Origin of the sequence: Enterobacter sp. Bisph1, assembly GCF_000814905.1 — a bacterium.
In the GTDB taxonomy this organism is placed as follows: domain Bacteria; phylum Pseudomonadota; class Gammaproteobacteria; order Enterobacterales; family Enterobacteriaceae; genus Kosakonia.
This window is the reverse complement of sequence record NZ_JXAG01000042.1, coordinates 152,698-170,451: the sequence shown is the minus strand read 5'-3', so window position 1 is coordinate 170,451 and position 17,754 is coordinate 152,698. Positions and strand designations below refer to the sequence as shown.

At 53.1% G+C, this 17,754-nt stretch carries 23 protein-coding genes; 9 read left to right on the top strand and 14 right to left on the bottom strand.

Features of this window, described 5'->3' with window-relative positions:
* From RW65_RS13690 to RW65_RS13645, 10 genes are all read right to left on the bottom strand, one after another.
* A complete protein-coding gene (locus RW65_RS13690; RefSeq protein ID WP_039057327.1) occupies positions 1 to 1,692 on the bottom strand; it encodes a glycosyltransferase family 2 protein in 1,692 nt (563 codons plus the stop codon).
* Positions 1,683 to 2,036 (bottom strand): ApeI family dehydratase, encoded by a 354-nt coding sequence (locus tag RW65_RS13685; RefSeq protein ID WP_039057326.1) that lies wholly within the window; start codon positions 2,034 to 2,036, stop codon positions 1,683 to 1,685. Before RW65_RS13685 ends, RW65_RS13690 begins: the two co-directional genes overlap by 10 nt.
* Positions 2,023 to 3,384: a class I adenylate-forming enzyme family protein gene (locus RW65_RS13680; RefSeq protein ID WP_039057325.1), complete on the bottom strand. Its 1,362-nt coding sequence runs from the start codon at positions 3,382 to 3,384 to the stop codon at positions 2,023 to 2,025. The genes RW65_RS13685 and RW65_RS13680 overlap by 14 nt, the downstream gene beginning before the upstream one ends.
* Entirely contained in the window at positions 3,377 to 3,916 is a 540-nt protein-coding gene (locus RW65_RS13675) for a COG4648 family protein (protein ID WP_156124004.1), read from the bottom strand. Before RW65_RS13675 ends, RW65_RS13680 begins: the two co-directional genes overlap by 8 nt.
* A 54-nt stretch (positions 3,917 to 3,970) precedes the next feature.
* Positions 3,971 to 4,222 (bottom strand): acyl carrier protein, encoded by a 252-nt coding sequence (locus RW65_RS13670; protein ID WP_039057322.1) that lies wholly within the window; start codon positions 4,220 to 4,222, stop codon positions 3,971 to 3,973.
* Positions 4,223 to 4,235: 13 nt separating this feature from the next.
* The gene (locus RW65_RS13665) at positions 4,236 to 4,493 is read right to left on the bottom strand and encodes a phosphopantetheine-binding protein (protein WP_039057321.1); all 258 of its coding nucleotides are present in this window, start codon (positions 4,491 to 4,493) and stop codon (positions 4,236 to 4,238) included.
* Entirely contained in the window at positions 4,474 to 5,289 is an 816-nt protein-coding gene (locus RW65_RS13660) for a lysophospholipid acyltransferase family protein (protein WP_039057320.1), read from the bottom strand. The genes RW65_RS13665 and RW65_RS13660 overlap by 20 nt, the downstream gene beginning before the upstream one ends.
* A complete protein-coding gene (locus RW65_RS13655; protein WP_039057319.1) occupies positions 5,286 to 6,008 on the bottom strand; it encodes a beta-ketoacyl synthase chain length factor in 723 nt (240 codons plus the stop codon). The genes RW65_RS13660 and RW65_RS13655 overlap by 4 nt, the downstream gene beginning before the upstream one ends.
* Positions 6,009 to 6,074: 66 nt before the next feature.
* Entirely contained in the window at positions 6,075 to 7,139 is a 1,065-nt protein-coding gene (locus RW65_RS13650) for a class I SAM-dependent methyltransferase (RefSeq protein ID WP_039057318.1), read from the bottom strand.
* A gap of 66 nt (positions 7,140 to 7,205) precedes the next feature.
* The gene (locus RW65_RS13645; protein WP_039057317.1) at positions 7,206 to 7,595 is read right to left on the bottom strand and encodes a hypothetical protein; all 390 of its coding nucleotides are present in this window, start codon (positions 7,593 to 7,595) and stop codon (positions 7,206 to 7,208) included.
* A gap of 718 nt (positions 7,596 to 8,313) precedes the next feature.
* Here RW65_RS13645 and RW65_RS13640 point away from each other — a divergent pair.
* The 3 genes from RW65_RS13640 to RW65_RS13630 all read left to right on the top strand — a co-directional run bounded on the left by RW65_RS13640 (position 8,314) and on the right by RW65_RS13630 (position 9,398).
* Positions 8,314 to 8,808 carry a P-loop nucleotide/nucleoside kinase family protein gene (locus RW65_RS13640; RefSeq protein WP_039057316.1) on the top strand — a complete coding sequence of 165 codons (495 nt, stop codon included), beginning with the start codon at positions 8,314 to 8,316 and terminating at the stop codon, positions 8,806 to 8,808.
* 75 nt (positions 8,809 to 8,883) lie between these two features.
* Complete coding sequence (gene yjdI / locus RW65_RS13635; protein ID WP_039057315.1) at positions 8,884 to 9,114, top strand: 4Fe-4S mono-cluster protein YjdI; 231 nt, start codon at positions 8,884 to 8,886, stop codon at positions 9,112 to 9,114.
* Between the two features lie 11 nt (positions 9,115 to 9,125).
* Positions 9,126 to 9,398 (top strand): GNAT family N-acetyltransferase, encoded by a 273-nt coding sequence (locus RW65_RS13630; protein ID WP_039057314.1) that lies wholly within the window; start codon positions 9,126 to 9,128, stop codon positions 9,396 to 9,398.
* A gap of 55 nt (positions 9,399 to 9,453) precedes the next feature.
* On the opposite strand, the gene uxuA is transcribed toward RW65_RS13630, so the two are convergent.
* Positions 9,454 to 10,521, bottom strand: coding sequence for a mannonate dehydratase (uxuA, locus tag RW65_RS13625; RefSeq protein ID WP_039057312.1), 1,068 nt, complete (start codon positions 10,519 to 10,521; stop codon positions 9,454 to 9,456).
* 385 nt (positions 10,522 to 10,906) lie between these two features.
* Between uxuA and cspE the strand changes: the two genes are divergently transcribed.
* Together cspE and ymcF are read left to right on the top strand one after the other, a co-directional pair.
* Positions 10,907 to 11,119, top strand: a complete 213-nt coding sequence (gene cspE / locus RW65_RS13620) for a transcription antiterminator/RNA stability regulator CspE (RefSeq protein WP_039057311.1) — start codon at positions 10,907 to 10,909, stop codon at positions 11,117 to 11,119.
* 9 nt (positions 11,120 to 11,128) lie between these two features.
* Positions 11,129 to 11,317 (top strand): cold shock small protein YmcF, encoded by a 189-nt coding sequence (gene ymcF / locus RW65_RS23055; protein ID WP_072037759.1) that lies wholly within the window; start codon positions 11,129 to 11,131, stop codon positions 11,315 to 11,317.
* Between the two features lie 65 nt (positions 11,318 to 11,382).
* Here ymcF and RW65_RS13615 read toward each other — a convergent pair whose 3' ends face one another.
* Entirely contained in the window at positions 11,383 to 12,186 is an 804-nt protein-coding gene (locus RW65_RS13615) for a helix-turn-helix transcriptional regulator (RefSeq protein WP_039057310.1), read from the bottom strand.
* Between the two features lie 107 nt (positions 12,187 to 12,293).
* Between RW65_RS13615 and RW65_RS13610 the strand changes: the two genes are divergently transcribed.
* Positions 12,294 to 13,055 (top strand): class I SAM-dependent methyltransferase, encoded by a 762-nt coding sequence (locus tag RW65_RS13610; protein WP_039057309.1) that lies wholly within the window; start codon positions 12,294 to 12,296, stop codon positions 13,053 to 13,055.
* On the top strand, positions 13,048 to 13,185 hold the full coding sequence (locus tag RW65_RS22685) for a hypothetical protein (RefSeq protein WP_156124003.1): 138 nt from the start codon (positions 13,048 to 13,050) through the stop codon (positions 13,183 to 13,185). The genes RW65_RS13610 and RW65_RS22685 overlap by 8 nt, the downstream gene beginning before the upstream one ends.
* On the opposite strand, the gene RW65_RS13605 is transcribed toward RW65_RS22685, so the two are convergent.
* A complete protein-coding gene (locus RW65_RS13605; protein WP_039057308.1) occupies positions 13,172 to 14,239 on the bottom strand; it encodes an SDR family oxidoreductase in 1,068 nt (355 codons plus the stop codon). The genes RW65_RS22685 and RW65_RS13605 overlap by 14 nt on opposite strands.
* Before the next feature lie 102 nt (positions 14,240 to 14,341).
* Here RW65_RS13605 and RW65_RS13600 point away from each other — a divergent pair, with 102 nt between their 5' ends.
* Together RW65_RS13600 and RW65_RS13595 are read left to right on the top strand one after the other, a co-directional pair.
* Positions 14,342 to 15,274: a LysR family transcriptional regulator gene (locus tag RW65_RS13600; RefSeq protein ID WP_039057307.1), complete on the top strand. Its 933-nt coding sequence runs from the start codon at positions 14,342 to 14,344 to the stop codon at positions 15,272 to 15,274.
* Between the two features lie 64 nt (positions 15,275 to 15,338).
* Entirely contained in the window at positions 15,339 to 16,460 is a 1,122-nt protein-coding gene (locus RW65_RS13595) for a ribosomal protein uL16 3-hydroxylase (protein ID WP_039057306.1), read from the top strand.
* Positions 16,461 to 16,547: 87 nt separating this feature from the next.
* Here the strand turns inward: RW65_RS13595 and RW65_RS13590 are convergent, their stop codons facing one another.
* Positions 16,548 to 17,264 carry a nitroreductase family protein gene (locus tag RW65_RS13590; RefSeq protein ID WP_082022448.1) on the bottom strand — a complete coding sequence of 239 codons (717 nt, stop codon included), beginning with the start codon at positions 17,262 to 17,264 and terminating at the stop codon, positions 16,548 to 16,550.
* Between the last annotated feature and the right edge of the window lie 490 nt (positions 17,265 to 17,754).

Below are 17,754 nucleotides of genomic sequence, written 5' to 3'. Positions count from 1 at the left end.
TTACTCCTTCTCTTTGGCATCCGGCAGATGCCAGAAATCGAAAAAATTAAACCAGTCCAGCGGCGACATTAAGGCGTAATGCTCCAGCCGCTGCGCATAGCGATCGACAGCCTCTTGCAGCGCCTGCTGGCGCTCCCCGCGTGGCAGCAGCAGCGGATCGGCAAAAGGCTCGCAGTGCAACGTAAGCGCGCCTTGCTGACGCAGGGCATAAATCAGCACCACCGGGCAGCGCAAAATGGAGGCCAGGATAAAAGGCCCTTGTGGGAACGGCGCGGGCTGCCCCATAAATGAACTCCAGATCACTCGCCAGTCGCCGCCGCGTTGCGGAGTGACGGCAATGCGATCGCCGACAATGGCGACCCATTCACCGCGATCCAGCTTCTCTTTGATGGCAATGGCGGTTTCTGGCCCGATGTCATTCACCGGCATCAGGTTTACGCCAGCCTCGGGTGCCATCTCGGTCATAATCTGTTTAAAGCGCTGAGCGTTATCGTTAAACACCAGCGCGTTGATGACTTTACCGCCTTCAAGCTGCGCCAGCGCCCGGCAGGCCTCGACATCGCCAAGGTGCGAAGCCAGCAGCAGTTTGCCTGGCGAGGCATCGAGATTGAGTGCGTCCTGAGCGCCGGGGGCAAAAACCACATCACGATGCAATTTTAATTCACCGCGCCAACCGGCGACTTTATCCAGCATGGCGTTGCCGAAGCGCATAAAGTGGAAAAAGCTATTAAGGCGCGCGGGAACAGGCTGGTTCCGTCGCGTCAGCTCCTGCTTCACGTTGCGAATCCATTGCTGCGAGGCCTGACGCGCCGGGCGGGCGGTCAGCCAGTAGACACCAATCACTGGCCACAGCAGCAGGGTAAATGTTTGGCGGCCAAACAGTTGCCAGACCCGCAGCATCAGGCGCATGCCCCAAAGACCTTTGACCTCGTCCTGCTGCGCCCAGTGCTGGCGACCACGGCGCAGCAGCAGCGTGGGAATGCGCGGCAGCATGCCGAAGAACAGCCGGGTGTGCATAAGCGAGATGCGTACATTGTCTTTTAATGCGTCGAAATGGGATAAACCATCCAGCGGATAGGTCACGCGGGTCGGCAGAAAATAGCTGGTGTTGCCCTGCCAGTAGAGACGGACCATCACTTCGGTATCAAAGTCCATCCGTTTACCCAGCGGCACGCGTTCGGCCAACTGCAGGGTGGGGGAAACCGGGTAGACGCGAAAACCACACATGCTGTCTTTCAGCTGCAGGGATAAGGTTTCAATCCATACCCAGACGTGCGTTATCCAGCGGCCATACAGGCGCGAGCGCGGAATGGAGTCATCGTAAATGGGCTGGCCGGAGATCAATGCCTCCGGGTGACGCTCAGCCAGCGCCAGCATGTGAGGGATATCTTCAATAGCATGCTGACCATCGGCATCCACCTGTACGGCGTGGGTATAACCCGCGCGCGCCGACTCTTGCAGCCCTTTGATTACCGCAGCACCTTTACCGGTGTTATTCACCAGACGCACCAGCGTGACCTGCGGTTGCTCTGCCGCCAGACGCTCAAGCTCCAGGCGTGTACTCTCCTCACTGCCGTCATCCACAACCAGACAAGGCAAGCCGAACGGCGCCAGGCGCGCTAATACACTGGCCATCATCGCGCCGTGGTTGTAGCACGGGATCAGTACGCAGGGGCGGAACGTTACGGACATAGGCGAATCTTCCCGCTGCTCGCCGTATGGCGCTCTGACCCGGCATGACGCTGATAGCTAAAGGTCAAGATCTGGCGTTCAGCCTGCCAGTTAAGATGCAGCGTCACCGTGGTCTCTGGTAGCAGAGGGGCCTGGAATTTCACATTTTGAATGCTGTGAAAACGGTAGCCTGGTGCCAGCAGCGTAGTGGCGTAGTGCATCACCCAGTCCAGCTGTGCAACGCCCGGCAATAACGGCTGTACGGCAAAATGCCCCTCGAACCAGAACAGGGAGGGGTCAAGGTGCAAAATAATTTCCAGCGTATCCGGCTGTGCCTGGTGGCGCTCGATTTCATGAATTTTCATGAAACAACTCCTGTAACTGCGCATAGACACGCTTATTCATACTGTTTACCGGCATTTCATCAATAACACGCCAGTAGCGGGGAACCGCGACCGGCTCAAGCCAGGGCAGCAGGGCGCGGCGCCAGGCTAATTGCTGGGCTTTTTTACCTTGCTGATGCCAGCGCTGGCGGGTCTTCTCATCAAGCACCAGCAATACACCAATCCCCTGGCGACCGCCACGGGTGATCGGTAGCGCTGCCGCTTCGCAAATACCTTCTAACTCGAGCAGGCGACGTTCGATCTCATTCAGGGATATTCGCTTCTCTTCAATTTTCACCACCCGTCCACGACGCCCGGCAATAGTAAAAAAACCGTCGCTGTCGAAGTGCAGAATATCATCCAGCTGTAACCCTTCCGCTTCATGAATGAGCGGGGAGGTCACACGGCAGAGTTCCCCTTCGCGATGGAACGCCACGCCGGGGAAGGATAGCCAGTAAACGCTCTCTTCCTGGCGATGTCGCCAGGCGAGAATTCCGGTTTCGGTGCTGCCGTAGATCTCATCCGGCCAGACCTTAAGCCAGTCATGGGTCGCAGTGACATCGCACCAGGGTAACATTCCGCCTGCGGAGATGAGCATTGCGACGGGCGGCGCAGCCAGTTCGGTATCCAGCCGTTTCAGAAACGCCGGGCTGCTAATAAAAAGGTACTTCCTGTCATCAGGGAGCGCCGCCAGCTGTTCTGCGTAATAGAGCATTGGCGCGTGCAGGGGCAGGCCCATCGCCATTGGCAACATGATGCGAAACGTCAGGCCATAAAGATGCTGTGGTACGACCGAAGCCACAACGCTGACGCCAGCCAGACGTTCGCCGAAGCGGTTCGCCAGCATGCACGCTTCACGGTCCAGGCTGGCGATGTGCTTAATCACCCGACGTGGGGTTCCTGTGGAACCCGAGGTAAAGAGTTCAACAACGCGCGTGCCGTCAATAAAGGGCAGGGGGGACCACTGGCGTTCTGTCTGCCGGGATGAGGAGACGACGATGACCCTCCCCTGAAAGCCGAGCGTTTTATCGCTCAGCACGCCGCTGAATAGTGATTGCTGTTCTTCCAGCAGCGAGACCCGGATATGGCCTGGAATGACCGGCGTTTTACCGGCATGCAGCGAGGCAAGTAGCGCCACAATAAACAGGTAGCTGTTTTCAAAGCACAGTGCCCAACGCTCACCCTCCTGCTGACGCAACACCTGTACCAGTAAGGTGACATCGTGACGCAACTGGCCAAGGGTCCAGCTGCGATCGTCAAGCCAGGCGACTGGCGTGTCGTCAGGGCGCGGAGCATTTAGCCATTGGCTTAGAGGAAGGGGGTTATTCATTGTGCTTCTCTTTTTTTATCACCCGTTGACGCACCAGCCACTCTGTCGCCATCAGTGTCCCCATCAGCAGGTAAGACACCATACCGTTCCACAGTGTCCACAGCTGCATATCGCCGTGGAACACGGTAAACAGGGCTATTGCACCGTTGCCGATGAAAAATCCGCACCACACAAGCGTCACCTTGCGAGTATAACGCACACCGGCGGGGGGCAAATTCGGCTCACGCAGACGTGCCAATCGTTCGACCAGCGGCATCGCTGTCCACAGTGAACCGCCGAACACCGCCAGCATCACAATATTGACAACTACCGGATAGAGCAGCAGCCACTGATGGGCTTTCAGCAGATAGCTTGCAGCGCAGAGCGCGATGCCTGCCAGCGCGATGCACTGCACCACATAGCGCATCGGTCCTGCATTTCGCCGTACCTGATGCAGACGCAGCACCAGCAGCAGAGCCATCAGCGGTAACAACCAATGTAGGCTGTTATGCGTCAGCCCAAATCCAATCAGGAATGGCCACGCCAGCAGCATTAATCCCGTCAGTAGTGGGATCGCCGGAAATTTTCGGCCACCACGCACGCTCTTTTACTCTTCGCGCAAAAGCTGAGCGACAGCGTCGACCACATCCTGAACGGTACGGACCGATTTGAAGGTTTCCGGTTTGATTTTTTTACCGGTTTTCTTCTGCAGGTGAACAATCATGTCAACCGCATCGATGCTGTCGAGTTCAAGATCTTCATACAGCCGAGCCTGAGGAGAGATCTCCTGCGGGTCGATTTCAAACAGTTTGGTTAGAAGCCCGCAGACTTCCTGGTAAATCGTTTCGTGTTCTGTCATAGCGGATCGCGTCTCAGGCGCGTTGAGCGTTAATAAAAGAAGCCAGCGTGGCGACGGAAAAGAAGTGTTGACGCATCTCTTCGCTTTCGGCGGAAAGCACAACGCCGTACTGATTTTTTACGGCCAGCCCAAGTTCCAGCGCGTCGATGGAGTCAAGACCCAGGCCATCGCCAAAGAGCGCGGCTTCGGTATCGATATCCCCGGCGGTTAGCTCGTCCAGATTCAGCGTACTGATAATGAGATTTTTAATTTCAAGATGAAGCGCTTGCATCATTAATTCCTGACAAAGATTGAAGGCCTGATGTAAATCGATGCTGCAGATGCCGGTTTAACTGCCTTGCAGCCAGTGCCGGTTCTTGTCTCGTTGCATCGTAAAATTCACGGATGTTCACGCGTTCGCGAACATCTACGGTGAAGAGGGGTTTTTCTGCGGGTACGTCGTACCAATGGCTTTTTTTATCCAGCAGATGTTCGCTGCAGTGGATCAATACCATCCGCAAATCGCTGTTACAGCGCACGGCGATATTCGCCGCACCGCGTTGCAAAGAGAGGGGCGCACCGAAGGTTGTCCGCGTCCCTTCCGGGAAGATTAAAAGCGTGTCGCCCTGTGCCAGACGCTGCTGGCTTGCATTGAGTAGCGTTTCGGCTTCGCTATTTATCAGGTAATCCGCTGCACGAATCACGCCGCTGACAAAGGGATTACGCAGCAGAGCGCTTTTCACCAGACAGTCGGTTTCGGGCATCACCGAGGCCAGGATCACGTAATCAATCAGCGTGGGGTGATTGGCCACTACCAGACAGCCACGATCGCGTTGCAGGGCGTCAAGATTTTCAATGCGATAGTTCAGCACCCCTGTGCCACGGGCGACGAACAAGAAAAAGCGGAAGCTGGCCGCAATACTGTGACGCGCCAGACGGCGGCGTTTGGCGCGATCGCGCTGGACAACCAGCAGCAGATTGAACCATACCAGCGACAGCAGCAGGCCGCCTACGCCAAAGAGCGCGAAGCAAAAACCGGTCATTACCAGACGCCATAACCAGTTGAGTTGGGCAGACAGGCGACTCATTCGCGTGTCCATTGCCACAGCAACCGTTCGCCAGGAACTACAAACTGCCGGTCATTGTTGAGATAACGTTGCAGGAACATCAGGCTTTGCGGCAATGCAGGTTCTTCACCGATGCTGCCGGCACGGGTTTCGCAACGCCAGGCGCTACCGGCTTCAATAACCAGCGCCAGCGCGTACGGCCAGGTGGGCATTTGCGGCGGTAAGCCAGGATGGTAAAAGTCGGGGAGCGCGCCGTCGAAATCGACCAGTAACACCCGGGAATAGCCAGCATGAAGCAGGCTTAACACTTCGCATAACGCCTGCTGGAAAGTGTCCAGCCCGGCTGAGACAGAAGACGAGACGATGGGCTGACGCGCAGAGATGGTCAGATTGCCGACCGCCGAATTGTGCACCGACATGGCAAAGTCGGTTGGCGAGACGGACTGCCCGGTCGCCAGCGCATGCAATATGCGGAAATTACGCTCAAGTTCGCCATGACGACTGGAATAGACCACGGCATCTACGGCGTGGTCGCGAAGCATGGTCAGGCCAATATCTACCGCCAGTTTGCTGCCTGAATTGAGGCGACGCGCCGTCATCATCGACAGTTCGGTCAGTTTAGCCAGCGGCGCGGCTGGGTCGATGCTAAGCGGCTGGCGTGACCACGCCTGCCACTCTGCGGCATCGCTTAGGCCTGGCGCTCTTGCCTGCCAGTCAATAATGTTAAGTGAAAATTTCATCTACGCGCGTCCGCGGAAAAACCGTAATCAAATGGCAGGCATGCCTGTGCGGGCAGTTAAACTGCTCTATAGTTCAATTTTTTGGCACATCAATAAGGTATGACCTACCCCAAGGTTGTCCAGCCGCTGTTCTACATGGAAGCCGGCCCTTTCCAGGTAGTGATAAAACTTCTCGACGCTGTAAAACCGGCTATTACCGTTCGCCATACAGGTGAAATAAAGCGAGGTAGCATTCAGACTAAACGATGCGGCTTCAAATTTTTGTGCATCCCAGAACAGTTCCATAATGCACAACCGCGCGCCAGGTTTCATAACCCGTGCAATGCGAGTCAACATGGCGACAATCTGCTCAGGAGAGAAACAATCCAGGAACTGGCTCATCCACCAGATATCAGCATCACCCGGCAATGTCGCATGGCTAAGCATATCGACAGCATGGAAGCCAATGCGATGAGATAAACCTGCTTTTTCGATATTTTCCCGCGACAGCGCTATCTGCTGAGGCAGGTCAAGGATCGTGACGGCAACATTTTCGTCATAGCGGCAGCAGCGTAGCGCCCATTTCCCCGTATTGCCGCCCACATCGTACAATTTTGTCGGCGAGGTTGCGAATACATATGGCAGCGCAGCGTCAAAAGCGGCATCAGAATAGTAATGATCAAAGGCAAACCAGCTCTCTTTTGCCGGCCCTGGTAATTGTGATAACGCGGGATAGATCGTTGGCCAGTCGCCAAATACGGCTAAGCCGGCGGGTTTTTGTTCCTGCAGAGCGTCGGCCAAATGAAATAACCCCTGGTAACAAACGTCCTGCGTAAAATCCATATTGACGCGGGTCATGGCATCGTGGAGTAAAAAATGTCCAACTTTCGCCAGGTAATAACGTCCTTCTTGATGGATTACGATCCGTCCGCTTAATCCCATATCCAGCAAAACGCTGACGGCATAATCATTCAGGGTGCTGTTCTCGGTTATTTCCTCAATACAGGCACCTTTTTTCCCTTTTTTATCAAGCCAGGAAAGAACACCCGAATTACGCAGGCAAAGCGCAGTTTGAAACAGCATCGGTGCAAAGGCGATACGTTGCGCTTCGGTAATAGCATCCAGCGCGCTGAGAGTATCCTTTTCGTACATTGTTGCAAAACCTTTTTCGGGCAAAAAAACGTTATCGGGCCATTTCGGCCCGACTTTAATAAAATATTACAGCGCTGCGCCTGCGGAAAGATTCAACTGAATATCGTTGTCGAGGTTATGCACCCAGCGGTTATAGCTTTTATGAATTCTACCTTCGGATGATTTCAGGTTCATACTGCTTTCGTATTTAATTGAATAACTTGTAGCAGAATAAGGAATACTTACTTCTACCGAGTGGTCGCGTGACTGCAGGCGACCTTTAATAACGCCTGGGCCCGCTTCAGACATAATCCATTCACGCTTCTGGCCTGCTTTCAGAATCGCGGTTTTTACCTGCTCAGCAGTGTGGCCTGTACTGACAGTGGAGTGAATTTGCTCAATGGGAGCGGTACGCGCGCAGCTTGACAAGGCACCGACAAAAACAATAGCAGCAAACCATTTAAAAATTTTGTTCATAGCAATCCCTTTAATCTATTAGATAAAACAAATTAATAAAATTTCATTTATGTTTCAGATTAAAAAATAACCTGCATTACAGTAATGCCAGTAGTTACGCCTTATACATTAAAGCGCTGTTTTTGACAATGTTGGAAAACTGCAGATGTGAAATTCACGTCGTTAAAAATAATCATCTGTGATATGCAATCTGGCAAATGACTAATAATTTTATTATTAAGTTAAAGCGATTCCAAATTAAAAGTTGGTAGTTTTAATATTCTATTAATCATAATAGCTAGCGACCTCTCACTGCTTTTTATGCTGAGCCAGTATAAAATCTTTTAATTTGTGTTAAGTCTATTGTTTTGTTGGGTGGTGTGTTATTTGAGCCTCGAATTAGTAATCATTGTAATAAGTCACGGATTGTCCTTTCCTGTTGATAGTGCTAACGGCAACAGGCCCGGCACAGATGCTTTACCGCGTAATGTGCAACGTGCAGGAGCCGTGTACCCGATATCCTTATAAAAAAATAATTTATTACCGTTACCATTGATAAAAATGAGGTGCTGGCAACGAGGCCGGATTGCTGCTACGTTTCATCTATGTCTGATAAACAATCTTTATATCAACTTATTACCCCCCTTATTCGCACCGTCATTCGACCGGTGGGATAACGCGTATCTATTTCCCGCCAGCACGGCGGGGCCTTGCTGGCAGCAACCTGCGAGGACATGTTATGAGCGAAGAATCCCCAACTACCGCCACACTCCATCTTCTGTGCGGCAAAATCGCGTCGGGTAAATCAACCCTTGCCGGCGAACTGCTAAAAACGCCGGGTACGGTGTTACTGAGCGAAGACAGCTGGCTGGCGCTGCTGTTCAAAGAGGAGATGAGCAGCGTAGAGGATTACATCTTCTATGCAGCGAAATTAAAAGCCGCCATTAAGCCGCACGCCATCGCGCTGCTGCGAGCGGGCGTTAATGTCGTGCTCGATTTTCCCGCGAATACCCTGGCGAGCCGCCAGTGGATGATGTCGATTATTAACGCGTCCGGCGCGCCGCATGTGCTCCATTATTTGGCGGTGGGCGATGAGGTTTGCATAGCCCGTTTACGCCAGCGCAACGCCGCAGGCAACCATGATTTTGCCGCCACCGACGAACAGTTTGCGCATATTACCCGTTACTTTGTCGAACCGACTGAACAAGAAGGATTTCATATACTTCGTTATTGATAACGGGCCGCAGGTTGCGTAAAAGTAGAGCGGCTATGCTTACTGTTACAACACAACAATAATAGAGGCGATGTCATGGATAAGGAGTTACTGGACGCGGGCTATCGCGTCTATACCGGCGAGAAGATTGATGTCTATTTCAATACGTCGGTCTGTAAGCACGCGGGAAACTGTGTGCGTGGTAACACGAAGCTTTTCGATCTCAAACGCAAACCGTGGATCATGCCCGACGAAGTCGATGCCGCCACGGTTGAACGTATTATTGACACCTGCCCGAGCGGTGCGTTGAAGTACCGCCACAACTAAGTGAGTGAAACATGGAAATTCTTGAAGGTCACAACAAATTTTATGTCAATGACGCCCAGGGAACGCAGGTTGCCGAAATCGTCTTTGTGCCCACGGGAGAACATCTGAGTATTATTGAACATACGGATGTTGACCCGAGTCTGAAAGGACAGGGCGTCGGCAAACAGCTGGTGGCGCGCGTGGTCGAAAAAATGCGTGCGGAGCAGCGTAAAATTATTCCGTTATGTCCGTTTGCCAAACACGAGTTTGATACGACGCGCGAATACGACGATATCCGCGCCTGAATAACAATACCGGCGACGCCGGTATTGAAGGGTGTATTTCCGCGTCAGTCTCTCTTTAATGCTGATTTTCCAGCGCTTCCCACAAACCATGCAGGTAAGTTACGCCCAGCGCGCGGTCGTAAAGGCCGTAGCCGGGACGTCCCGTTTCGCCCCAAATAAAGCGACCGTGATCCGGGCGGATATAGCCCTCGAAACCATTGTCATGCAGGGCTTTCATCACCTGGAACATATCCAGCGAACCGTAACGGGTTAAGTGCGCGGACTCGTAAAAGTCTTTATCGGCAATCAATTTAATATTGCGCACGTGGGCAAAATGTATCCGTTTGCGGCGGGTAAACTCTGCCAGAATCTGGTAGACGTTGTTATCGGGATCTTCGGCAATGGAACCGGTGCATAAGGTGATACCGTTGGCCGGGGAATTGACTGCATTGCAAATCCAGTCGAGATCGTCGCGGTTTTTCACAATCCTCGGCAGGCCAAAAATAGAGTAGGGCGGATCGTCGGGATGAATGGCCATTTTTATGCCCACTTCTTCGCATACCGGGATCACTCGTTCAAGGAAATAGACCAGGTTATTGCGCAGTTTCGTCTCATCGACATCTTTATATTTGGCAAACAGTTCCTGCACTTTTGCCAGGCGTTCCGGTTCCCATCCGGGCAGGGCGAAACCGTTGGCATTTTCCAGCACCTCTTTGACCACTTCGTCGAGGGTTTTATCGATACCTTTTTTCTCGAACGCCATGGTCAACGAACCGTCTGGCAGAACATAATTCATGTCCGTTTTCATCCAGTCGAAAACCGGCATAAAGTTGTAGCAAATCACTTTAACGCCGATTTCCGCCAGGTTGCGGATGGTTTGCTGGTAGTTCTCAATTAAGCGATCGCGGCTGGGAAGGCCAATTTTAATATCGTCATGAATATTAACACTTTCAATCACTTCCATGGTTAAACCGGCCTGATGAACGCGATCGACAAGAGCGCGGATTTTCTCTTTTGGCCACACTTCGCCGACCGGAACATCATACAATGCGCCAACAACGCCATCGACGCCCGGAACCTGCCGGATGTGTTCCAGCGGAATTTTATCTTCAACTGGCCCAAACCAGCGCATTGTCATCTGCATATTGTTACCACCTCTAAAAGAAATATTGTTAACTACCATACTAGTATTGATAATAACCTGACGGTAAGCAGATTTATGAGATCTCTGTCACACAACCTTTTTTGTCGATAATTCAAGCCATAACACGTTACCGCGGCGAAGGTGAATCTGCGTATGCCAGCAGGCTAAAAATAATTTGCGATTGAGCTTGCGCCGAAAACTTAACCGTGCGTTAATGAGTAGTCGGTTTGATAAATCATTATCTCCAGTAGTTCACTAAAGTCTTTCTCATCACTAAGTACCTCCTTGCTACTTCTGTTTGGGTCTTCGCTTTACACACTGATAAAAATAATGTCTTCAGACCATTAATGCCGTAATTCGGCGCACCAAATAGAAGGTTTTACGCATGTCTACTAAAATGATCGGTATCGTTAAATGGTTTAACGCTGAGAAAGGTTTCGGTTTCATTACTCCTAAAGATGGCGGTAAAGATGTTTTCGTACATTTCTCCGCGATCCAGAGCAATGATTTCCGCACTCTTGATGAAAATCAAGAAGTTGAGTTTACTATTGAAAATGGCCCGAAAGGCCCGGCTGCGGCCAATGTGGTACCGCGCTAAGGATTTAGAATTATTACCAATATTCATTTTCGCTGCCCGTGCTGTCACGGGTCGCAATACCGAGTTTCCAGTTTCGATGTGACTGAGAAAAATCCGGTCGGTGCCAAATGTATTTTTTGCAAAACGCCAATGATGACATTTGACACTATCGCTGCGTATGCGCAGCAGAGCCAGGCTCCGATGGAGTTTCGCAAATAAAAACAGGCCAGTTTTCTGGCCTGTTTTTTTATTGCCTGTTAAACCCGCCACGCTTTTCTAATTTGTTATCTCTTCTCTTCGCCGCTTAATGTCTCGTTCATCAACATAATCATTTTTACTGAGCGATTGCTGGTCAGTTGCCAGGTCATCTGGCGGAAGTGCAGCTCGCCTTGCTGCGGATGGTTAAAAACGCGCTCACCGCCTTCGCGCACCACAACCTGCTGGCGCGACCAGAACGTACGAAACAGCGCGCTGTCATTATTCAGGCTCTGCACAAACTGGTTTAGCTGCCGATCGTGGGGATAGTGCATCGCGTCCGCGCGCAGTTCAGCGACAATCCGGCTGGCGCGCGTTTCCCAGTCGGCCACCAGCGTTTGCGCCAGCGGGTGGCGAAACATAAAGCTCATCATATTCGGCTGCTTGTCGTTATCCAGCCAGCCGTGAAACAGCGCTCTGGCGGGGCGATTCCACGCCAGCATATTCCAGGTAAGATCCAGCAGATAACAGGGACAGGCCATTTGATCTACTGCTGCCAGCACGGAGGCTTCAACGGAGATCACTTTCTCTTCCTGCGGATCGTTTTGTAGTGCCAAATGAAAGAGATATTTGCGCTCGGCGGCGTTCATTTTCAGCACGCTGGCGATATTCGCTAAGGTTTGCGGCGACACTACAATATCCCGGCCTTGCTCAATCCACGTATACCAGGTGGTACTGATCCCGCTGAGCTGCGCCACCTCTTCACGGCGCAATCCCCGCGTACGGCGTCGTCCCTGCGCAGGCAACCCAATATCTGCAGGCGCGGTATTTTCCCGTTGCGACCGCAAAAAAGCACCTAACGTTTTCGGCCCGGCAAACAGCGTGTTTTCCATGGTGGTACCCGTTAATACCAGTATAAGTACACATATTGTACCCCTATAAAAGCAGCCGTATAGTCGCAAAAAAACAGGGTTCAATCGGGCAATAACAGGAGAAGAGCATGGCGGTAAATCATCATGAATTAACGGAAAAACAGTTTGGCGACCAGGCGCAGGCGTATCTGACAAGCCAGGTGCATGCGCAAGGCGCAGATTTGGTACGGCTGGCCGAATGGCTGAGCCACGATGGCGATGCTTCGCTGCTGGATTTGGGCTGCGGTGCCGGGCATGCCAGTTTTGTGGCCGCTGGCGTGGTGCGTGAGGTGACGGCATACGATTTGTCAGAGAAGATGCTGGCGGTAGTATGCCAGGCAGCTAAGGATCGTCAGTTAACGAATATTGCGACCGCGCACGGAGCGGCAGAAAAACTGCCGTTTGCCGACAGCAGCTTTGATGTGGTGATCAGCCGCTACTCGGCGCACCACTGGCATGATGTCGCACTCGCACTGCGCGAGATAAAACGTGTCCTGAAACCTGGCGGAAAATTTATCCTGATGGATATCGCTTCGCCTGGCCGTCCGGTGCTGGATATCTTTTTGCAAACCATTGAAGTGCTGCGCGATCCGTCTCATGTGCGCAATTACTCCCCGGCAGAATGGCTGCAGATGACGCAGCAAGGCGGCTTGTTGATTGAAAAGTTACTGACCGATCGGCTGGCGCTGGAGTATCAATCTTGGGTGGAACGGATGAATACGCCGGAAGTACTGCGCGCGGCGATCCGCTATCTCCAGGTGCAGGCATCAGATGAAGTCAAACAGCACTTTCTTGTTGGTAATGAAGGCGCATTTACCTCCGATACATTGATGTTTCAGGCACGTGCGTAAACAAGCTGGTGCGCCCTTAGGCGCACACTTTTCCTGGCGCGCATTACGCATTGGCGGGGCGAAAGAGTACCCTTTATCCCGCTATAAACATGTGCATCTGGCGGCAAACCGCGAAGTTAGCGCGGGATAATATTTTCCGCTTTCAGGCGCTCAAACAGCGTGGTAAAGGCGTCCAGCGTGCTGCGATAGCTGGTAAAGCCCGCTTTGCGGCTCTTGCTCATATCGGCGAAGGCTTCCATCGGGCGTCCCAGATCGGCATCCGTATGCCACCAGGACGCCAGCTTATCGATGTTAGCTTCAGCTAACTGATACTTACCGGCAATCTCTTTCCATGCGGCTTGCGCTTCCTGCATCCGCCCCGCCAGCGGCATCATCGTTGCCGGATAAGGCGCGGCTTCAATACCAAAATAGCTCGCCAGCTGCGGCCATAGCGCGTTCCAGCGGAACACATCACCATTCACCGCGTTAAAATCTTCGTTCGCCGCACTTTCATTGGTCGCCGCCCAGATCAGCTGCTCGGCCAGCAGACCCGCATCGGTGACGTCCGAGACGCCGTTCCACTGTTCAGGCGAGCCGGGGAAAATAAACGGCCAGCCTTTTTCGCGGCACAGCGTCGCATAGACTGCAAGCGTTAGCCCCATATTCATCGCATTGCCCACCGCATAACCAATAATGGTGTGCGGGCGATGCACGCTCCAGCGGTAGCCATATTTCTGCGCCCCGGCGAAGAGTTCATCTTCCTGGGCATAGTAAAAATTATCGACGGGCTGGCGGCCTTGCTCTTCGCGAAACGGGGTAATCGGTACTTCGCCTTTTCCGTAAGCTTCAAACGGGCCGAGATAGTGTTTCATGCCGGTCACCAGCGCGACATGCGCCCCGTTCAACCGCTCGCCCAGCGCAGCAATGACGTTTTTCACCATGGCGCCGTTGACGCGAATATTGGCTTTTTCATTCTCCTGACGCGCCCAGACGCTAAAGAACAGCGCATCGGGTTTTTCTCCTTGCAGGACTGAGCTAATCGCTGCCGCATCGGTTAAATCCGCCGTCAGGCTGGCGCAGCCCGCCGGAACCGCGCCGCGCCCGCGCGACAAACCCGTTACCTGCCAGCCTTCCGCCAGCAGTTTTTCCGCCAGCGCGCGCCCAATCACGCCGCTGATGCCGACGATTAAAGCTTTTTTCTGCATACGTTGATCCTCAATGTTGTGCCTCTTTTCAGGCTAATAGAGAATGGCATTCTTATCCTGGGTATTAATTCACACCATTCACAACCTGGATTCATCAATCTAATGAGCGATCAGCGCCTGAAAGATATCCTCCCCTTTGTCGCCAGCGTCGAAGCGGGGAGCTTTACCGCCGCAGCAGAGCGTTTGCATCTGACCGGCTCGGCAATCAGTAAAAGTATCGCCCGCCTCGAGGCGCGTCTCGGATCGCGGTTACTTGAACGCACCACGCGACGGCTGGAAGTGACCGATGCCGGACACGCCTATTACCAAACCTGTATTCGCATTCTCGAAGAGCTGGCGGAAGCCGAATCGGTGCTGGCGGCGCATCGCACGATCCCTTCCGGGCGTTTACGCCTCGCCGTGCCGAATACCTACGGTCGGCTGGCCGTGATGCCGCTGCTGATCCCCTTTTGTCAGCACCACGCGGAATTGGATCTGAGTCTGACCTTTTCCGATCGTTTTGTTGATCTGTTCGATGAGGGAATTGATGTGGCGGTGCGTATAGGGCAAACCGCCGATATGCCCGCTTCGCTAGGGTGGAAGCAGATTGGTCGTGAGAAAATGGTGTTTTGCGCCGCCCCCGATTACCTGCAACGCGCAGGCATGCCGCAAAGTGAGACGGAGTTGATGCAGCACCGGGCGATTGTTTACGAGCGGGTTGATGGCAGCACCAAACCCTGGCTATTTACTACCGCGGACGGTCATATACAGTGGCGCAACGTGGCATACCGCATGGCCCTTGGCGATGTTGATGCGCAGGTTCAAGCCCTGTGCGCCGGTTTAGGCGTTGGTCAGATGCCGACCTGGCTGGTACACCGACAAATCGCCCGCGGCGAGCTGCAGTTGATTCTGCCGCACTGTCAGCCGCCGGGGCTGGCGCTGACATTAGTGTGGCCGCGTCGTAAGCAGCTTTTGCCGAAAGTGGACGCTTTACTGACAGCATTGAGCGCTCTTGAGATTTCTCCGCCCCTTGCCGCACCCGCTCTTGACCAATGACAAGGCGAACGGGCACTGACTCTCTTTATAATCAGTGCCGTTTCCCCTTTCACTGGTGTGATTTATGGCTTACCAACTCAATCTCAACTGGCCGGAATTTCTTGAAAAATACTGGCAAAAGAAACCTGTGGTCCTCAAACGCGCGTTCGTGGATTTTGTCGACCCGATTACGCCCGACGAACTGGCAGGCCTGGCGATGGAGCCGGAAATCGACAGCCGCATTGTCAGCCATGTGAATGGTCAATGGCAGGCGTGGAACGGTCCGTTTGAATCTTTTGATCATCTCGGCGAAAAAGACTGGTCGCTGCTGGCGCAGGCGGTCAACCACTGGCATATGCCGGCAGCGGAACTGGTGAAGCCGTTTCGCGTATTACCTGAGTGGCGTTTTGACGATCTGATGATCTCCTATTCCGTACCGGGCGGCGGCGTGGGTCCGCATATCGATCAGTATGATGTGTTTATTATTCAGGGTATGGGCAGCCGTCGCTGGCGCGTGGGCGACAAACTGCCGATGCGTCAGTTCTGCCCGCACCCGGCGCTGCTGCATGTCGATCCCTTTGAGCCAATCATTGATGAAGATCTTGAGCCGGGCGATATCCTCTATATTCCGCCAGGATTCCCCCATGACGGTTTCACTCATCAAGAGGCGTTTAACTACTCTATCGGTTTCCGCGGGCCAAACGGCCGCGATCTCATCAGCAGCTTTGCCGACTACGCGCTGGAAAACGATCTCGGTAGCGAGCACTACAGCGACCCGGATCTAACCTGCCGCGAACATGCGGGCCGGATTGAAGCTTACGAGCTGGAACGTGTGCGCAATATGATGATTGAGCTGGTCAGCCAGCCGGAGCATTTCAAACAGTGGTTTGGCAGCTTTATCACCACGCCGCGCCATGAACTGGACGTCGCGCCTGAGCCGGATGATTACAGCGTTGACGAGATTGTTGATGCGCTTAAAGAGGGGCAAGTGCTGACGCGTCTGAGTGGTTTACGCGTGTTGAACGTGGACGGCAGCGTCTTTATCAACAGTGAATATCTCGATACTGCCGATGCGCAAGCCGCCGATGCCCTGAGCCGCTATACCATTATTGGCGTCAATGAACTGGGCAATGCCCTTGATAACCCCGCTTTTGCGCAGGAGCTGACCGGGCTGGTCAACCAGGGTTACTGGTATTTTGACGAGTAAGTTCTTACCCATGCGCAGTTAAGTCAGTGGCTGGCCGTTAAACGGTCAGTCACTGAGCATACTGAAAATCTGTCGCGCAAACCGCGCCTATCGGGCCACGATAAAGCGCTTTTCGTCATCGATAAAACTCTTGTCGTCGGCGGCGGCGATGATCGAACCAAAGTTCATTTCAGCCCGCAGTTTCCAGCTTTCCGGTATCTTCCACGCCTCGCGAACATCGATATCAATCAGCGGGTTGTAGTGCTGCAAATTCGCGCCAATGCTCTTTTCCGCCAGCGCCAGCCACACGGCGTACTGGGCGATACCGCTACTCTGTTCTGACCAAACGGGGAAGTTATCGGCGTAAGCAATGTACTGACGCTGTAGCTGCGTTACCACCTCCTGATCCTCAAAAAAGAGCACCGATCCGGCGGCGGCAACAAACCCGTCGAGCTTATCCGAGGTCGCATGAAAGCTCTCGGCGGGGATCACTTTACGCAGCTGTTCACGCACCATCTCCCAGAAACGATCGTGTTCTTTACCAAGCAGGATTAGGGCACGTGAACTTTGCGAGTTAAACGCCGAGGGCGCCTGGCGAATGGCCTCTTTAATAATATCGATAGCCTCATCATCGGCGATGGGCAGATCTTTGCCGAGGGTATAAATGGTCCTGCGCGCTTTCGCCAGCGAAAGGAAATCATCCACCGCTGAATGCCTTACCCTTGGTTTAAACTCCGCTTCCAGCAGGGGCTGCGGCTTGATAGCCTGCGGTGCGTCATCGGTGCGGGCCATTGTCGTTTTTAAAATTTGCTGGAACGGATCCATCGGGCGCAGCTCCTGTTATAAGCGTAGAGAGAGTTTTAGGTCATCTTATCAGAGCACAGTTCTGTCGATATCCATCCTGCAAATAGACAGGGGAAAAGAGCGTATTTACCTGACTGCTGTCGACAGGGGGAAAGGGGAGCCGCTTCTCTTTGTGCTTACGCGTGGCGCGTTCCAGAGAAGAACGGTAGTCCCACGCGATACGTTAATGAATGGCAAAGCAGCAACTATTGCCGGGGATTAACAGGTGAGAATATCCATCGCTCTTGTAGTGATTATTTAATTTGCCTGTTCATTCTCCTGCTGATTCAACAAAAAAGTTGCTCAAGCAAAAGAGATAACGAAAAATAATGCGCCTTATGGCATCTTACTGTAGGCCTGAGGGCGGATGGCAACGGGTGTTTAGTATTCACTGCCTGAACACACATTATTGTTATTTCCCCGCGCCGATAATAAATGTACGTCTGGCCCGGCTGTGCGTGACGCGCGCGTA

Bases quoted from the DNA above. Each gene is read 5' to 3' on its own strand.
- RW65_RS13650 (WP_039057318.1), bottom strand. From the start codon at position 7,139: ATGTACGAAAAGGATACTCTCAGCGCGCTGGATGCTATTACCGAAGCG.
- RW65_RS13605 (WP_039057308.1), bottom strand. From the start codon at position 14,239: ATGCAGAAAAAAGCTTTAATCGTCGGCATCAGCGGCGTGATTGGGCGC.
- RW65_RS13680 (WP_039057325.1), bottom strand. From the start codon at position 3,384: ATGAATAACCCCCTTCCTCTAAGCCAATGGCTAAATGCTCCGCGCCCT.
- yjdI (WP_039057315.1), top strand. From the start codon at position 8,884: ATGGATAAGGAGTTACTGGACGCGGGCTATCGCGTCTATACCGGCGAG.
- RW65_RS13675 (WP_156124004.1), bottom strand. From the start codon at position 3,916: ATGCTGCTGGCGTGGCCATTCCTGATTGGATTTGGGCTGACGCATAAC.
- uxuA (WP_039057312.1), bottom strand. From the start codon at position 10,521: ATGCAGATGACAATGCGCTGGTTTGGGCCAGTTGAAGATAAAATTCCG.
- RW65_RS13645 (WP_039057317.1), bottom strand. From the start codon at position 7,595: ATGAACAAAATTTTTAAATGGTTTGCTGCTATTGTTTTTGTCGGTGCC.
- RW65_RS13690 (WP_039057327.1), bottom strand. From the start codon at position 1,692: ATGTCCGTAACGTTCCGCCCCTGCGTACTGATCCCGTGCTACAACCAC.
- RW65_RS13595 (WP_039057306.1), top strand. From the start codon at position 15,339: ATGGCTTACCAACTCAATCTCAACTGGCCGGAATTTCTTGAAAAATAC.
- RW65_RS13685 (WP_039057326.1), bottom strand. From the start codon at position 2,036: ATGAAAATTCATGAAATCGAGCGCCACCAGGCACAGCCGGATACGCTG.
- RW65_RS13665 (WP_039057321.1), bottom strand. From the start codon at position 4,493: ATGCAAGCGCTTCATCTTGAAATTAAAAATCTCATTATCAGTACGCTG.
- RW65_RS13670 (WP_039057322.1), bottom strand. From the start codon at position 4,222: ATGACAGAACACGAAACGATTTACCAGGAAGTCTGCGGGCTTCTAACC.
- RW65_RS13655 (WP_039057319.1), bottom strand. From the start codon at position 6,008: ATGAAATTTTCACTTAACATTATTGACTGGCAGGCAAGAGCGCCAGGC.
- RW65_RS13630 (WP_039057314.1), top strand. From the start codon at position 9,126: ATGGAAATTCTTGAAGGTCACAACAAATTTTATGTCAATGACGCCCAG.
- cspE (WP_039057311.1), top strand. From the start codon at position 10,907: ATGTCTACTAAAATGATCGGTATCGTTAAATGGTTTAACGCTGAGAAA.
- RW65_RS13660 (WP_039057320.1), bottom strand. From the start codon at position 5,289: ATGAGTCGCCTGTCTGCCCAACTCAACTGGTTATGGCGTCTGGTAATG.
- RW65_RS13615 (WP_039057310.1), bottom strand. From the start codon at position 12,186: ATGGAAAACACGCTGTTTGCCGGGCCGAAAACGTTAGGTGCTTTTTTG.
- RW65_RS13610 (WP_039057309.1), top strand. From the start codon at position 12,294: ATGGCGGTAAATCATCATGAATTAACGGAAAAACAGTTTGGCGACCAG.
- RW65_RS13640 (WP_039057316.1), top strand. From the start codon at position 8,314: ATGAGCGAAGAATCCCCAACTACCGCCACACTCCATCTTCTGTGCGGC.
- RW65_RS13600 (WP_039057307.1), top strand. From the start codon at position 14,342: ATGAGCGATCAGCGCCTGAAAGATATCCTCCCCTTTGTCGCCAGCGTC.
- RW65_RS13590 (WP_082022448.1), bottom strand. From the start codon at position 17,264: ATGGATCCGTTCCAGCAAATTTTAAAAACGACAATGGCCCGCACCGAT.